At 52.2% G+C, this 15,389-nt stretch carries 12 protein-coding genes; 5 read left to right on the forward strand and 7 right to left on the reverse strand.

All coding sequences use genetic code 11. The annotated features are described in order from the left end of the window. Positions 1-29: 29 nt before the first annotated feature. Entirely contained in the window at positions 30-968 is a 939-nt protein-coding gene (locus tag ACQYWX_RS22010) for a LysR family transcriptional regulator (protein ID WP_216738461.1), read from the forward strand. Positions 969-997: 29 nt separating this feature from the next. On the opposite strand, the gene ACQYWX_RS22015 is transcribed toward ACQYWX_RS22010, so the two are convergent. After that, positions 998-1,879 carry a TraB/GumN family protein gene (locus ACQYWX_RS22015; protein WP_431686354.1) on the reverse strand — a complete coding sequence of 294 codons (882 nt, stop codon included), beginning with the start codon at positions 1,877-1,879 and terminating at the stop codon, positions 998-1,000. 210 nt (positions 1,880-2,089) lie between these two features. Beyond that, positions 2,090-3,859 (reverse strand): immunoglobulin domain-containing protein, encoded by a 1,770-nt coding sequence (locus ACQYWX_RS22020; RefSeq protein ID WP_431686355.1) that lies wholly within the window; start codon positions 3,857-3,859, stop codon positions 2,090-2,092. A 311-nt stretch (positions 3,860-4,170) separates the two neighbouring features. Between ACQYWX_RS22020 and ACQYWX_RS22025 the strand changes: the two genes are divergently transcribed. The 4 genes from ACQYWX_RS22025 to ACQYWX_RS22040 all read left to right on the forward strand — a co-directional run bounded on the left by ACQYWX_RS22025 (position 4,171) and on the right by ACQYWX_RS22040 (position 11,442). Then, positions 4,171-4,956, forward strand: coding sequence for an AraC family transcriptional regulator (locus ACQYWX_RS22025; protein WP_127972733.1), 786 nt, complete (start codon positions 4,171-4,173; stop codon positions 4,954-4,956). 244 nt (positions 4,957-5,200) lie between these two features. Next, positions 5,201-8,374: a bifunctional proline dehydrogenase/L-glutamate gamma-semialdehyde dehydrogenase PutA gene (gene putA, locus ACQYWX_RS22030; RefSeq protein WP_431686356.1), complete on the forward strand. Its 3,174-nt coding sequence runs from the start codon at positions 5,201-5,203 to the stop codon at positions 8,372-8,374. 86 nt (positions 8,375-8,460) lie between these two features. Then, positions 8,461-9,933, forward strand: coding sequence for a sodium/proline symporter PutP (gene putP, locus ACQYWX_RS22035; protein ID WP_279507762.1), 1,473 nt, complete (start codon positions 8,461-8,463; stop codon positions 9,931-9,933). A 327-nt stretch (positions 9,934-10,260) separates the two neighbouring features. Beyond that, positions 10,261-11,442, forward strand: a complete 1,182-nt coding sequence (locus ACQYWX_RS22040; protein ID WP_431686357.1) for a C13 family peptidase — start codon at positions 10,261-10,263, stop codon at positions 11,440-11,442. Between the two features lie 60 nt (positions 11,443-11,502). Here ACQYWX_RS22040 and ACQYWX_RS22045 read toward each other — a convergent pair whose 3' ends face one another. The 5 genes from ACQYWX_RS22045 to ACQYWX_RS22065 form a co-directional block, all read right to left on the reverse strand. Continuing rightward, on the reverse strand, positions 11,503-12,078 hold the full coding sequence (locus ACQYWX_RS22045; RefSeq protein WP_127972737.1) for a YceI family protein: 576 nt from the start codon (positions 12,076-12,078) through the stop codon (positions 11,503-11,505). A gap of 66 nt (positions 12,079-12,144) precedes the next feature. Further along, the gene (locus ACQYWX_RS22050) at positions 12,145-12,690 is read right to left on the reverse strand and encodes a cytochrome b (RefSeq protein WP_431686358.1); all 546 of its coding nucleotides are present in this window, start codon (positions 12,688-12,690) and stop codon (positions 12,145-12,147) included. 98 nt (positions 12,691-12,788) lie between these two features. Further along, positions 12,789-13,688: a DMT family transporter gene (locus ACQYWX_RS22055; RefSeq protein WP_431686359.1), complete on the reverse strand. Its 900-nt coding sequence runs from the start codon at positions 13,686-13,688 to the stop codon at positions 12,789-12,791. Between the two features lie 419 nt (positions 13,689-14,107). Continuing rightward, positions 14,108-14,899, reverse strand: a complete 792-nt coding sequence (locus tag ACQYWX_RS22060) for a class I SAM-dependent methyltransferase (protein ID WP_431686360.1) — start codon at positions 14,897-14,899, stop codon at positions 14,108-14,110. A 44-nt stretch (positions 14,900-14,943) separates the two neighbouring features. Next, entirely contained in the window at positions 14,944-15,291 is a 348-nt protein-coding gene (locus ACQYWX_RS22065) for a hypothetical protein (protein ID WP_216738469.1), read from the reverse strand. Positions 15,292-15,389 lie beyond the last annotated feature (98 nt).

Here is a 15,389-nt window from a genome sequence, read left to right on the forward strand (position 1 = left end):
ACAATAAAATCATAGCGGACTGTAGATCTGTGGAAATTCGTTGGCTTGAAGACTTCATAGCTCTCGCTAAAACCCGGCACTTTTCACGCGCCGCGGACGAGCAGAATGTGACGCAGCCGACATTTAGCCGTCGGATAAAACTTCTGGAAGAAGAAATGGGCGTACAGCTGGTGGACAGGAACACCCTGCCGCTTTCGCTGACGCCAGCAGGCGAGCTGTTTCTCGACGCCGCTGACAAAATCACCCGCATCCTCAGGGACACACGGGAAGAATGCCACGCGATTCGCGAAGAACAATCAAGCCGACTGGTTTTTGCAACGACGCAAACGCTTTACCTTTCTTTTTATAAAGCGTGGCTGGAGCCGTTCAGTCGCGCGCTGGACATTGTACTGGACTTGAATCTCCACTCAACCGCCTGGACCGTTCGCGATTTTTCCCATGCGTTGATGGAACAGCAGTGCGATATCATGCTGTGCTATTGGCACCCCAGCATCGAGCTGTTGGCGGATGCATCGCCCAATGTATTTGAGTATGTAAAGATCGCTGGAGAACGGCTGCTGCCATGCAGCTCCGTGGATGAATCCGGCGCTCCCAAGTTCGTTTTACCTGGGCACAAAAGGAGACCTATTCCCTTCATCGACTATCATGACAACGCCTTCCTCAAGCCGGTTGTTCATCATACGATCACTCACGCACAGAACGACCTGCACCTGGTGACCGTCAACAAGAACTTCCACTCCGTCAGCGTCAAAGCCATGATTCGGGAAGGGTTCGGCGTAGGCTGGATTCCATTCAGGCTGGCGCAGGAAAGCATTCGCTACGGCAGAATGAAACCAGCGGGGGATGAGAGATATTACACAGACTTGGAAGTGCGCTTTTATCGCAAGAGAGATAATAAGCACCCCAGCCTGGAGAAGCTGTGGAATAAGTTGAAGGAACATACGGAAGCCAACGTGAGCGTGGTCTAGCTTCCGTCATTAAGCGGAGTTCAGCTTAGTTATTGCTGCGAAACCTGATAGCCCTGTTTTTGCAGCAAATCCACAACACTGCCGGGCCCTACCAGGTGACCTGCGCCAACCACGACAAAGCAGACTTCCCTGTTTTTCATGCAGGCCTCCACTGACTTCGCCATCTTTGGATTACGGCCATCAAACATCAGTTCGTAGACAGGTTTGGCGGCTGGAGTTTCTTTCAAGGGGTCGCCAATCGCCAGTCGATACATCGTATCCGCATCTCCTTTTCTCCACGCAGTCGCCATTTCTCCCCAAATCTTCTCGTACTCGTCCATTTTGGACAGCTCTTCCCGAGTAGCCTCTTCAACCTCGGGTAGCTTCATCACCAACTCCATCTGCTCCTGGAAAGATTCTATCTCGCGGATGGGCTTACTGCCTCTCGCCTGGCTCATGAAGTAGAAGTCGATGCCTCTATCCTGTGAATAGCCCAAACGCATTGCTTCCAGAGCCGCCAGGGTCAATTCGATGAAACCAATACGCTGGCGCTCAATCGCCTGCAATGGAATCTGATGCAAGCTGAGTCGATCTTTTAGCAGCTTTATAGTTTCTGGAGATAAGTGGTCATGAATCGTTTCGCCGTTGGGGTAAAACGCCGTACGTTGAATGATTTCCTGCTGTTTCTCGGGGGGAATCGCCTTATCGTCCATTTCCACAACCAATACATCGCTGCGCTTGAACGCATCCATGATCTGGCGACGCATGGGGTAAAACTCATCAGACCCGAAGTGAATGGCGCCAAGCAGATAAGCCGTCGCGCCACCGGACTCCACCCGCCAGAATAACCCTCTATCATCAGCCGCCTGAGCGCTGACAACCATCCACTGCAAAACGATAAAGCACAGAACGCGCTTCAGCATGACATGCATTTTAGCTCCTTGATGCGATAGTAATCCGAAGGCCAACACAATCGTCGCCCCAACACCGCCTAGCATAACAGTAGAACTTTTGAGGTAAAGGTTAATTGTCTGGCGAAAAAAGAGGAAGTTTTAAGGCGGGAGAATTAAAAAAGGCCGGGCTTTATCCATTGCAGACAGGCTTCCGGCCTTGATCCATTCCAGCGCGCTCCGCGCCAATGGTTATTTAAAGGTTTTGGACAAGGTTTTGGATGAGTCGCTTTCCAGTCCGTTCACATCCACCGCCGTCACAGCGAATGTATTGTAGCCAGCGGGCAGATCCGACAACTCAATGCTGGTTTGCGATGGGTTGCTTATCTGTATCACCTTCTCGTAATTTTCATCTGGAGCGCGATGGTAAATGCGGAACCCTTTCAATTCAGCTTTAGCCAGACCGTCGCCATTTTCACGAGTAGTTGGAATATGCCAGGCGATCTTCACTTTACGCACTGGCTTAGAGGAAACTTTAAGGCTGGCGCGATTACTGGTGACGCTACTCACATCATTGCTGACCACTACATCGTAATTACCACTGCCGCTTAAAGTCAGACCTTTAAGCGCCAACGAGCTTTGAGTTGCGTTAGGCAGATTGACGCCATTTTTGCGCCATTGATAGCGAATGGGGTCTGTCCCTGTCGCTGAGACATTCAAAGTCACGGACTCTGACACATATACGCTGGCCGACGTGGGCTGTATGGAAATCTTAACTGGCGTGGAATCGCCCAACGCCGCACGCTTGGCGAAATCAGAAGATTGCTGACTGATTTGAGACAACAATGACTGTACTGATTTATTGCCAGTCATCGCCTCCAAGTCAGTAGAAATAGCAGACGCCTCATTGAACAACACGTTCATGGTCACCAGCGCCTGAGTATTGAAATCGCTGGGAGGAAGCTCGCCGGAATCAGTATAAGACTTAACTGCGTCCCCCATTACTTTAGCAATGGACATACCTTGACGCTGCGCCAAACCTGCAAAAGCAGCATTAACCACACTGGCGCGCATGTATTCAATCCCCACGTCAGCGCCCGCTGCATCGCTATTGGAAATAGCAACCAGGTCTACTGGGCGCTTATCAATGAGTCCGGCCTGAATCCCTAAGGATTTCGCCAAATCCGTTTTCGCCTTACTCCAGGATACGGAGGTTAATCCTTTACTGCTCTTGTGAGACAAAGCGACCGCCAAGTGAGTCAACGCGGAAATATTCAAAACCGCTTTATCGGCAGTCGGAAGCGGCAAATAAGAATCGAGGACGAACCCTTCAGATAAAGACATCACATCGCCAAAGGATGTTCCCTGACCGGACGCATTCAGGCCGCAGCCAGCGGTGGCGTCGCAGGTCATACGCGTACTCTCGTTGGAAGTCGCTTCAATCAGATAGCCGCCCGCCACCGGATTTTTAATAACCAGCTCGTAGCTTCCATCGGAATTGGTCAACGTAAGCGCAGCGGGATTTTGATAATCCGCATCATTCGCCGCGCCTTTCGCTACAACTGGGAACGCAGCCACCAAGGCGTTTTTCAGCGTCCCTTTCATCACATAACCACTAACCATTAACGAACGTTCTGGCTCGGCTGGCGCATCATCGTTGGATGAATCGTCATCGCCGGGTTGTGAAGGAGTTGTGGGCTCGGAAGGCGTGGTAGGCTCCGTTGGAGTATCTGGCTGTGAAGGGTTCGTAGAGCCGCCTCCCCCATCTGGAGTTGAAGGAGTAGTAGACCCAGTATCTGAAGATCCTGAGTCGGCGCCAGAATCATTGTTTGTGGCGCCATTGGAGCCAGAGCCGTTTTGCGTTGGGGAGGATGTATCCACAGGGGCGCTGTTGGACTGCCCGCTATTTTGCGCAGACTTGTCCCCATTGGAGTCATGTTCGTTACAGGCTGCCAATCCCAAAGCGACAGCAAAGCATCCTGCCATTAGCAGCACACGGCGGTGAAAGGTATAGGAGATCATTGTGTGTCGTTCTCTATTAGTCGCACGGTAAGGATACTGATCACAGTAAAATCCACCATTGGCCGTTAGGCCTATTTACCAAAACCGCACGCAATCCATTTGGACGATTTTCATCCAAAGACAACACATTGATTGCGTTAAGGAAAACACTTGAGGCCGGAAAAGCGGAGCAGTATAAATTTCAGCAGCGTATAAAGAAAGACGGTGGTAATATTGCGCCGCCTGACTTGCATGCCGCAATGGATGCATTTACCCTGAGCACATCTGTATATTTTTCAACCAATATCAATTTCACTTATTGTATACATTGCATGCTGCAAGCAAATGTGATCAGCCTGCCGCAAAACGTAAATCGGCACAAACATACGCATTACCAACTAGTGCTGGGTCTAACCGGCACCGCTGAGATCGATATGTGCGGTCTCGCAGCTCGTTTGGACGTCAGTCACGCCTGCATCGTGCCGACCGATACATTTCATGACTTTTATGGGCGTCCTCGCAATCATGTTTTGGTCATTGACTTAGACCAGGACTACCCTGCCTTTCTCGACTCCCATCACCCCGACTACGACCTTTTAAACCCTATGTTTGAAAGGCCGCAGCTGGTGACGCTGGATCGCGGACTGCAGCAACTGACGCAGGTCTCCATTCAGGAGATCCAGTGGGCGCAGGACGATCGCGCTCTGCGTCACCATTTGGCGTGCAGCATTATCCGCTGCCTCAGCCGAAGAATTTCGCCCAGCGTAAAACGGCAGAAATCTCCGGTGCTCGACATGCACCGGATTGACCAGTTCATCTATAAGCATCTGCATGAGCGCATCTGTATTTCAGATCTCGCCGGCAGTATCTGCGTGAGTGAACGTCACTTCCACGAACTCTTCAAACAGGCGACAAATCAGACGCCCCATCAATATGTCATCCGGGCGCGCCTGGATTACGCCAAGCGCTTGATGCTGGAAACCAATTTGTCTATAGCGGAAATCAGCCAGAAGTGCGGATTTTCCAGCCAGAGCGCACTGACCAACTGCATGCGTAAGCATGACGGACTCACCCCCAAACAGGTGCAAAAACGCAGTCAGCAATCCGACAGGATGTAAATGCGACAGGTCAATTTTTGATTATTGCAGTTCTGTAAAGCACAGTTTTTTGCAAAATCCATGCAGTTTTTTGTAAGACCTGAACGATAGCAAAACATTACATTCTGTCCATTCGCCCCGTATCAGGCCGTTGCCGTTCTTTTGAACAAATTAAACGACAGCGGATCAGGCCGGGCCGGCTCCTTTCAAAAGCCGGATCTTTACAGACAATAACGCCAATTATCGCGGTTCTGGAGTACTCCGTATGTTTAAAGCTTCATCCGTACTTTCGCCCGACATCCAAGCTGTTAGCCTGGACTCGCTGTGGACGGCGATAACCCAAAACTACGCCGTTGACGAAGCGGCTTATCTTGAAGAACTCATGGCTCTGGCCACGCCCGGAACTGATGAGTTAAGAGCTATCACCCAAGGCGCCACCAAACTGATTGAAGATGTCCGCGCCCAGGACGATTCCGTACACATGGTCGACGCCCTGTTACAGGAGTACAGCCTGGACACGCAGGAAGGCGTATTGCTGATGTGTCTGGCGGAAGCCCTGATGCGCATCCCTGACAAAGCCACCGCAGACGCACTGATTCGCGACAAAATGTCCGCAGCCCAGTGGGAAAAGCACATGGGCAAGAGCGAATCGACGCTCGTCAACGCGTCCACCTGGGGTCTGCTGCTGACCGGAAAAGTCGTCAAGCTTGACCGCAATATCGACGGCACGCCCGCCAATGTCCTCAAACGCCTGATCAACAAGTGCGGCGAACCAGTCATCCGCAGCGCAATGAACCAAGCCATGAAAATCATGGGCAAGCAGTTCGTTTTAGGCCGCGACATTAGCGAAGCATTGCAAAATGGACGCAAATACCGCGACAAAGGCTACAGCTACTCTTTCGACATGTTGGGCGAAGCCGCGCTCACCGCGGAAGACGCAGAGCGCTACTTCCAGTCGTACATAAAAGCGATTGAGACAGTCGGCGCCGACCAATACGACAATCGTCCAGGCGCATCAAGCATATCCATCAAGTTGTCCGCGCTGCATCCCCGTTACGAACAAGCCCACCAAGACCGCGTACTCACAGAAATGTACGAAAAGGTCCTGTTACTGGTGCGCGCCGCTCGTGAACGCAATGTCAGCCTGACCATCGATGCGGAAGAGATGGATCGCCTGGAGCTGTCCCTGCGTCTTTTCGAAAAGCTATACCGCTCACCTGACAGCCGCGGCTGGGGAGAGTTCGGCTTGGTTGTGCAAGCTTATTCCAAACGCGCCCTTCCAGTTCTGTGCTGGCTCACAGCGCTGGCGGCGGAGCAAGGCGACCGTATCCCCGTGCGATTGGTGAAGGGCGCATACTGGGACAGCGAAATCAAGCTTTGTCAGCAACGCGGCTTGCCCAGCTACCCAGTTTATACTCGTAAAGAAAGCACCGACGTTTCTTATCTGGCTTGCGCCCGCTTCCTGTTCAGCGAATATGCGCGCAACCATATCTACCCGCAGTTCGCCACTCACAACGCACACACTGTCGCGTCCGTACAGGCCCTTGCGGAGAAAACCGACCGTCCTTTCGAATTCCAGCGCCTTCACGGCATGGGCGACGCACTGTACAACGCACTATTGGCCAAGCAGAAGCGCACTGTCCGCATTTATGCGCCAGTCGGCGCTCATAAAGACTTGCTGCCCTATTTAGTTCGTCGACTGCTGGAGAATGGAGCCAACTCCTCTTTCGTACACCGTCTGGTGGATGCAGAAACGCCCATCGACAGCTTGGTGCAGCACCCGGTGCATGAGTTGACTCGGTATTCATCGCTGGCCAACCACCGCATCCCGCTGCCTGCGCAGATATTCGGCAACCGTATTAACTCTATGGGAGTGAACCTGTTCGTGGAAAATCAATATTCGCCGTTAGAAAAACAATTGAGAGCCTGGGATCAGCACCAGTGGAAAGCCTGTCCCGTTATTAACGGAGAACACCGCACTCTGGCTGCGCCCGATCAGGTGCTGAGCCCTTACGATCAGACCCAATCCGCTGGCACGGTTTACTGGAGCCAGTCCAACGACGTCGACGACGCACTCTCAGCCGCTTACGTCGGTTTCGAGAAATGGAATAACACTCCCGTTGAAAAGCGCGCACAGAGTCTGGAAAAGCTGGCTGACCTGATGGAAGCCGGCATGCCTGAACTGATGGCGCTTTGCTGTCGCGAAGCAGGCAAAACGCTGCAAGACAGCATCGACGAAGTTCGCGAAGCCGTTGATTTCTGTCGCTATTACGCAGAGCAAGCGCGCAAGCACTTCAGCAAGCCCAATGTGCTGCCTGGACCCACTGGCGAATCCAACGAACTATACCTGGAAGGCAAAGGCGTATTCGTCTGCATCAGCCCCTGGAACTTCCCGCTGGCGATTTTCATTGGTCAGGTCACCGCAGCTCTGGCGGCGGGCAACGCCGTCATCGCCAAGCCCGCGGAGCAAACCAACCTGATCGCGGCGCGCGCCATTGAGATGATGCTGGAAGCCGGCGTCGCTAAAGAAGCGATCCAGTTCCTGCCAGGCGACGGCGCTCAATTAGGCCCGCAACTGCTGAGCGACAATCGCGTATGTGGCGTTGCATTCACTGGATCAACTCAAACAGCGCACATCATCAACCGTACTTTGGCCGCCCGCGACGGCGCCATCGCCACTTTGATCGCAGAAACCGGCGGCCAGAACGCCATGATCGTGGATAGCACCGCATTACCTGAACAGGTAGTCAAAGATGTAGTACAATCCGCCTTCGCCAGTGCGGGGCAGCGTTGTTCCGCACTACGCGTACTGTTCGTGCAGAAGGACATTGCAGACGGAATTCTGGAACTGCTGTCCGGCGCGCTGAAGGAACTCAAAGTGGATCACCCGAAACACTTGAGCACCGACGTGGGCCCTGTCATCGATGCGGAAGCGCAGGCTGGCTTGTTGAAGCACATCGAAGAAATGAAAGCCAACTCCCGCTGGAAGGCTGAAGCGATTCTGCCTGGCGATCACAATAAAGGTTTCTTTGTCACCCCAAGCGCGTTTGAAATCGGCTCTATCAGTGAGCTGAGCAAAGAGCACTTCGGACCGATTCTGCATATTGTTCGCTTTGCTGCGGAAGACCTGGATAAGGTCATCGACAGCATCAACAACACTGGTTTCGGACTGACGCTGGGCATTCACAGCCGGAATGAAACCACCGCCGCTCATATCGAGAAGCGAGTGAAGGTAGGCAACACCTACATCAACCGCAACCAGATAGGCGCAGTGGTTGGCGTTCAGCCTTTCGGCGGTCACGGTCTTTCCGGCACCGGCCCAAAAGCGGGCGGCCCTCACTATTTGCTGCGTTTCGCCAATGAGCGGACGCGCACCATTAACACGACAGCCGTCGGCGGTAACGCAACTCTGCTGTCGCTGGGCGTAGAGCACATTTAATCCCGCTCAGCGCCGCACTCATAGCGGGCGTCCTGCGTACGCCCGCGTTCATAGAACAATTAAAAAACAAGCAGGAGTAACCTAGCATGATTGAAAATCAATTTGCTGTGGGAATGACTTTCTTAGTATATCTGTTAGGGATGCTGGGTATTGGAGTTTGGTCATACTTACGCACTAAGAACCTCTCCGATTATATTTTAGGCGGACGTAGTCTCGGCCCATTCCCCTCCGCGTTAAGCGCCGGCGCTTCCGATATGAGCGGCTGGTTGCTGTTAGGCTTGCCTGGCTACGCTTACGTCGCTGGTTATGAAGCCGCCTGGATCGCCATTGGCCTGCTGGCTGGCACCTGGCTGAACTGGCTTATCGTTGCGCGTCGTCTACGCGTTTACAGCAAAGCAGCCAACGACTCTCTGACTCTGCCCGAGTTTTTTGAAAACCGTTTTGAAGACAGCAGCCGCCTTCTGCGGGTGATCTCCGCTTTCTTCATCCTCTTGTTCTTCCTGTTCTACACCAGCTCCGGTCTGGTAGCGGGCGGCAAACTGTTCGCAACCGTGTTTGGTCTGGACTATAACTGGGCGGTATTCGCTGGCGTATTGGCCGTTGTGTCCTACACCCTTTTCGGCGGCTTCCTGGCAGTTTCCTGGACAGACGTGGTGCAGGGACTGTTGATGGCGGCGGCGCTGATTATCGTACCGGTTATCGCTATTAACGCAGACGGCGGCTGGAGCGCAGCCAACGCAGCTATGGCGGCCAAGAACCCTGAAATGCTGAACGTATGGACCAGCGTAAAAGGCGAACCTCTGGGTCTGATCGCTATTCTGTCACTACTGGGCTGGGGCCTGGGCTACTTTGGACAGCCGCATATCCTGGCTCGTTTTAAAGCCATCCGCTCAGAAAACGATATCCCCATGGCGCGTCGCATCGCCGTGTCCTGGACCGCCCTGACGCTGATTGGCGCCCTCGCCTGTGGTTTCGCTGCGATTTCTTACTTCGAAAATCCGCTGGAAGACTCTGAAAAAGCCTTCATGCTGCTGATCAACGCTCTGTTCAACCCAGTCGTAGCCGGCATCCTGTTAGCCGCCATCCTGGCTGCGGTAATGAGCACCGCGGATTCCCAGCTGCTGGTCTCTTCTTCCGCTCTGGCTGAAGATTTCTATAAGGCGCTGTTCCGTAAAGACGCCAGCCAGCAGGAGCTGGTTAACGTAGGTCGTCTGGCGGTCGTAGTAATCGCCGTTATCGCCGCGTTGATCGCTCTGAACCCTGAAAGCAAGGTACTGGGTATGGTGAGCTACGCTTGGGCGGGCTTTGGCGCCGCGTTCGGACCTGCGCTAATTCTGGCCCTGTTCTGGAAGCGTATGAACCGCAACGGCGCTCTCGCCGGCATCCTGATCGGCGGCATCACTGTTGTCGTATGGAAGCAGCTGAGCGGCGGTCTGTTCGATCTGTATGAAATCATCCCAGGCTTCATTCTGGCGACCATCTCAATCATTGTCGTATCTCTGGCGACGGAAGAGCCTTCCGCTTCTATCCAGAAACAGTTTGACGATGCCGTAGGCTGATAATTCAACGGCGCAACCTGCGCCGTGAATAACCAGCCGGGCGCAAGGATGCGCCCTATCCTTCCGATTCAGCTTATTCTCCTCTTAAGGTTATACTGACCGCCGACAGTCTCATTCATCAAACGGCGTTGCAGAATGTTCCATAACCTTGTCCAAGGCTTACGTTTGGCCTTCTTCCTTCCCGCATCATCTATTCGTTTCCGTTTAAGCCCAGGCGCCTTTTGGTTCATTGCTGCGTTAGGGGCCTTGATAAGCTTACTGGTCGGCCTGTACGCAACGGAGCCTCCCCGGATATTCCAGGCGGAAGGGCTCTTCAGTGAAACCTTTTTGTTAGCATCAATTCTGGCGGGCAGCTTTATCGCCAGCAAAATCGTTGGCGATCCTTACTCTCAGTATCGAATCCCTACCCTGTTTCTGAACTCGATTATTGCGCCTTACGTTATTTATTCCGTATTCGAGCAAGAAATCACTCTTATCTATTACTCAGATTACCCAGAGCTGTTCTGGTGGTCATACTACGCTCTGATCGCCTGGACGCTCGCTATCGCCTATCGCGCGGTAAGACTGTCATCATCAGGCGCTACGCCGCGACACCTTTCCGCAGCGCTGGTTCTAACTGTTCTGACCTTCCTGCCAGCGCACTATTTATACTTCTATGACTTCTGGATCACCGACTACACCCAAACCATGGCGAAAGAACCAGAAGCACCTACTCTGGATGCTGAGCGCATCCTCAGCCGCCAAGGCCCTTTGCTACAAAAACAGCTGGACCAGATGCGAGCGTCCAAGCCCGGTGAGCAGGATATGTTTTTTATCGGCTATGCCGGATGGGGCGATCAACAAGTGTTCGCCAATGAAGTCGCTTTCGCCAAGCGCCTGTTCAACCAGCAATACACTCAGTCAGATCAAGAGTTGATATTGGTGAATGACGTTAACAACCCGGAAGGGTCGCCCCTCGCCACCGCCACTAATCTGGAGACAGCGTTGAATCACATGGAGACGCTTATTCAGCCTGAAGAAGATATTCTATTTCTCTTTATGACCAGCCACGGCGGCAGCGACCACAGCATCGCAACTCAACTCAGCAACCTGCCGCTCAATGACATTCCCGCAGAAAAACTGGGGAAAATTCTCGACGCCAGCCCATTCAAATGGAAGGTAGTGGTGGTCTCAGCCTGTTATTCCGGCGGCGTCATCCCATACTTGGAAAACGAAAACACATTGGTCATTACCGCCGCCAAGCCGGACCGCACTTCTTTCGGATGCAGCGATGACGCGGAGTTCACTTATTTCGGTCGCGCCTTCTTGGTAGAGTCGTTAACGCAAAACGCATCTTTTGTAACGGCGTTTGACCAAGCAAGAGACCTAGTGAGTCGTTGGGAAAAAAGAGATGGATTCACGCCATCAGAACCACAGATCCGGGTGGGAGAAAAAATCCTGCAGCAGCTGGTGAAGTGGGGCGAAGGAAGAGAAAGCTCCGAAAAGAAATGTCAGACCAAGTGTGAATAGTAAGCCGCCCTACGATGGCTCCGCGCTTGGAGCCATCGTAGGGAGTAGTAACACAAGTTATTACTTGCGAATACCTTCTACCGTCATATACAGCTGAATTTCTTCTGCGGCGGGCCCCAAGCTCTTGGGAATGCCAAAGTCCTTCAACTTAAAAGTAGTTGTGCCTTCAAAGCCCTCGCGGTATCCACCCCAAGGATCATTACCGCCCGCAATATGTTTAGCGTCCAGCACCACTTCTTTGGTCACGCCGCGCAGGGTCAGGTCGCCAATAATTTTCGCTTTGCCGTCGCCTTCAGGGACCACCTTTTTGCTGACAAACTTGGCGTCAGGGAATTTGTCCACGTACAGGAAGTCTTCGCTGCGAACGTGTTTATCGCGCTCAGCGTGATTGGTATCTACGCTGGATGGGTCAATATTCACGGACACTTTCGCTGCGGCGGGGTTAGCCTCATCGTAAGAAAACTCGCCGTCAAACTTGTTGAAGCGCCCCAATACCCAGCTGAAGCCGAGGTGAGACATTTTGAATTGAATAAAAGAATGCGCGTTCTTGGTGTCCATGACGAAATCCGCCGCATGAACCGACGCTGCGCCAGTCAACATAACGCCCAACACGGCGCCAACGATGCTCTTCTTCATTGCTGTTTATCTCCTTGGATTTAAGTTAAAAAAACACCCGTACAAAACCGCCGACAGCAAGAGCGGTTATTTGGGGGAAAACATTCTCATCAGAGTTTTATCTTTATCTATCATATGGTGCTTGATCGCCGCCAAAGCATGCAGTACGGCCAGCCCCACCAATGTCCACGCCAACACCTCATGAATCTCCCCGGCGATATCCTCCATGCCTTTAACGGGAGGCAACAACGCGGGAATTTCAAACCAGCCAAACACATCAATGCCGCGCCCGTCTGCAGTGGAAATCAGATACCCGGCGACCATGGTGGCTATCAACAACAAATACAGCAGACGATGCGCCCATTCACTCGCAACTTTCTCGATACGGCTCAAGGAAGCCTCTGGTTCAGGACGAACATTGATAAACCGCCAAACCAACCGGAATACAATGACGAACAGCAGCAGCATCCCAATGCTTTTATGAATGAACGGAGCTTTTTGGTACCAGGCGTCGTAATATGACAGGTCAGTCATATACAACCCCAATCCGAATAAACCGAAAACAACAAGCGCGACCAGCCAATGCAGCAAAATCGCTATAAGTCCGTAATTTTGTTGTGTATTTTTCCACATATTAAGCTGCTCCCATCATCAATTGCCGTAGTCTAACCTCAACTATTTCGTATAAATATCGATAAATTTGAGATAGAGAATTCTATTTTTTAGAAAGCTTAGACCGAAGCCTTCCTTTTTCCAGCGAACAAATACATCACCCGCCGTAACTGCTCCCTGGGTATATTAATGATCACCACTCCCAGCAAGGTCAAAGCGCCTCCGAGAGACAGCTTCCAGGTCAACACATCTCCAAACCAGAATATGCCGAACACCATCGCGAATATCGGGGCCAACAACATCATCGGCGTAACCAGAGAAACGCTATAGCGCCCAAGTAAGCGATACACGATGCCATGACCAATAATAGACGCCGCCACCGCGGAATAAAGCGGCGCCCAGTAATCCGACCTCTCACTTTGAGTCAGTCGCGACCACTGACCTTCTTCAAAAATATACGACAACAGCAACAATGACGGCGTCGCCACAAGCGCAATCCACGCCTGCAATCGCATAACCCCCAAGGTGGGACATTGCTTCATTAAAATCGTAGCGACAGCCATACTTGCCGCCGCGCCCACCACCCAGGCAAGCGCATCCAGATGATTGAATACAACTGGATCAAATCCGATAATAAATACCCCGGATAAAGCAAGTACGATTGCTCCGCCCTTAACCCACCCAATACTTTCTTTTAATATCGCCGCCGCCAAGATGGCTGAAAAGGGAACATATAGCTGCGTCGCAATAGCAACGGAGGCTATATTTCCTCCCGCATTAAGCCCCAGGAACATCATACTGAAGTGTAATACACCCAATACAAATGCAACTGACAGCAATGGCTTCATATATCCCTTCGCCGGCTTCAACCAAGGGGCCGTCAACGCCAGCAAAATGGCGAAACGCAATGCGGTAAATAAAAGAGGCTGAAAGTGTTGGGCGCCTTCCTTGCCCGCAATGAAATTAAATCCCCATGCGAGGTTCGCCAGCAGGCCCAACAACAAGTCCAATAGGCTCATAAATAATCTTCGCCTGCAGCGACGGTTTGATACGAATTGCAGCGCAAAAAGCATATACAAAATAACTTGGAATAGATCGTTAACATGCTGTAATCAGTGGGCCTAAACAGAGGTTGATAATTAGTACATTAGTATAGATAGGTAACTCTACCTAACTTGTTTTGTGGATAATTGGACTATATTTAACCAGTCCTTAAAAGGAGGGGAATCATGGAAAATCAATTTGACGAAGACGTAATTATCCCAAGCAACAACTAGAAAGTAGTTGAAGTATCACGAAGCCAGTTTATCGAACCGGCAATCGTAAAAATCCGCTGACGCAACGGCGGAACCGCGCCTCAAAAAGGCGCCAAATAGAATTCGGATCAGTTATTTTATCCAGACGCAGTGCGCCGTTGCGCGGCTACAACCAGTTGGTGCTATCCACCGGTCAGTTTGCGTAGCGCGTAAACATCAAACCGGCCGCTTTTTCCTGTCACAGCAAAGCTCGGTTCACGCCCTAGCAGACATGGCGCGCCTTTCGGTCTCTTAACCACTATTCGCTTAACGTCCTGACGCAACGCCGACGCCAGCAATTCGTCCGCATCGGGGTCAGCGCCGACAATATCCTTAAACGCCTGCATTTCTTTCTTTACGGCGCTGCTCTTGCGACGTTCAGGAAACATGGGGTCGAGGTAAACCACATCTATCCCATCAGGAAAAACAGCAAAGGCTTCTCCCAGATGCAGTGTCATACGCGCAGCCACTGACGCAGCGTCAGAACAGTCTTGCGCACGACGCAAACCATCCGCCAACAGACAATGCACCAGCGGGTTACGCTCGTACATCACCACATGACAACCCAACGCCGCCAATACATAGGCGTCCCGCCCCAAGCCCGCTGTGGCGTCCAGCAAGTTCAAGCGCTTGACTTCGCCTTTCAGTCCTACCGCCTTAGCCACCATCTCACCACGACCGCCGCCATGTTCGCGTCGATAAGCCAACGCGCCTTCGACAAAATCCACAAACACCGGTCCCGGCGCCTGCATGCGCCAATTGACTAACTCCACTCGCGCATCAGAGAAGTTCAGCAAGTACACTGATTTATCGCTCTTGGCCGGTAATGCCTCCAAGGCGACAAGTGGGAGTCCAAACCGGGATGAAAACGCTTCAGCCTCGTCCCGGCGTTGTTCGCAATAGCTCACCAACACCTGATTGTCATAAGAAATCATGGCGATATATCCATAGAAAAAAAGAAAGGTATTAAAGCAGGAGTTTAAACAAACAGATCTATGCTGACCAAGCTGTCAACGCCATCGCGCGGCGCATTGTTGGCGGTAGACTGATAGGTTTCTATGGCCTGTTGCGCGGCTAGAGATACATCATCAGGCTCAGGCTTCCGTTGCAGCTGTGTTTGCTCTGGAGAATTGTTGGCGTTAACGCGACGAAACGGGATGCTCTCCTGCGTCCTGGTCTGCAACGCTTCCTCGGCAGGAAATGCCTGCTCAACACTGCGGCGCTGAGACTCATCACGACGCGAGGCATCCGCATCGCTGATCGTTGAGCTGTCATTGCGCTTAATTGTGGGCAGTAACGGCAGCGATGAGCCGACTCCGCCAATCATGCAGCTATCCTTCCGGCGACTAACGCCCGGTCCATGTCAATGATTGAGACTTTCAATTAGCAGGGCTCCGAGCAAGTTGCCGGGGCGACTCTTAGAGT

Origin of the sequence: Hahella sp. NBU794 (genome assembly GCF_050749805.1) — a bacterium.
In the GTDB taxonomy this organism is placed as follows: Bacteria; Pseudomonadota; Gammaproteobacteria; order Pseudomonadales; family Oleiphilaceae; genus Hahella.

What these genes read in the sequence shown, in the direction of transcription:
- ACQYWX_RS22025 (WP_127972733.1), top strand. Translation starts at nt 4,171, where the DNA reads ATGCTGCAAGCAAATGTGATCAGCCTGCCGCAAAACGTAAATCGGCAC.
- ACQYWX_RS22045 (WP_127972737.1), bottom strand. Translation starts at nt 12,078, where the DNA reads ATGAAGAAGAGCATCGTTGGCGCCGTGTTGGGCGTTATGTTGACTGGC.
- putA (WP_431686356.1), top strand. Translation starts at nt 5,201, where the DNA reads ATGTTTAAAGCTTCATCCGTACTTTCGCCCGACATCCAAGCTGTTAGC.
- ACQYWX_RS22060 (WP_431686360.1), bottom strand. Translation starts at nt 14,899, where the DNA reads ATGATTTCTTATGACAATCAGGTGTTGGTGAGCTATTGCGAACAACGC.
- ACQYWX_RS22065 (WP_216738469.1), bottom strand. Translation starts at nt 15,291, where the DNA reads ATGATTGGCGGAGTCGGCTCATCGCTGCCGTTACTGCCCACAATTAAG.
- ACQYWX_RS22055 (WP_431686359.1), bottom strand. Translation starts at nt 13,688, where the DNA reads ATGAGCCTATTGGACTTGTTGTTGGGCCTGCTGGCGAACCTCGCATGG.
- ACQYWX_RS22020 (WP_431686355.1), bottom strand. Translation starts at nt 3,859, where the DNA reads ATGATCTCCTATACCTTTCACCGCCGTGTGCTGCTAATGGCAGGATGC.
- putP (WP_279507762.1), top strand. Translation starts at nt 8,461, where the DNA reads ATGATTGAAAATCAATTTGCTGTGGGAATGACTTTCTTAGTATATCTG.
- ACQYWX_RS22015 (WP_431686354.1), bottom strand. Translation starts at nt 1,879, where the DNA reads ATGCATGTCATGCTGAAGCGCGTTCTGTGCTTTATCGTTTTGCAGTGG.
- ACQYWX_RS22050 (WP_431686358.1), bottom strand. Translation starts at nt 12,690, where the DNA reads ATGTGGAAAAATACACAACAAAATTACGGACTTATAGCGATTTTGCTG.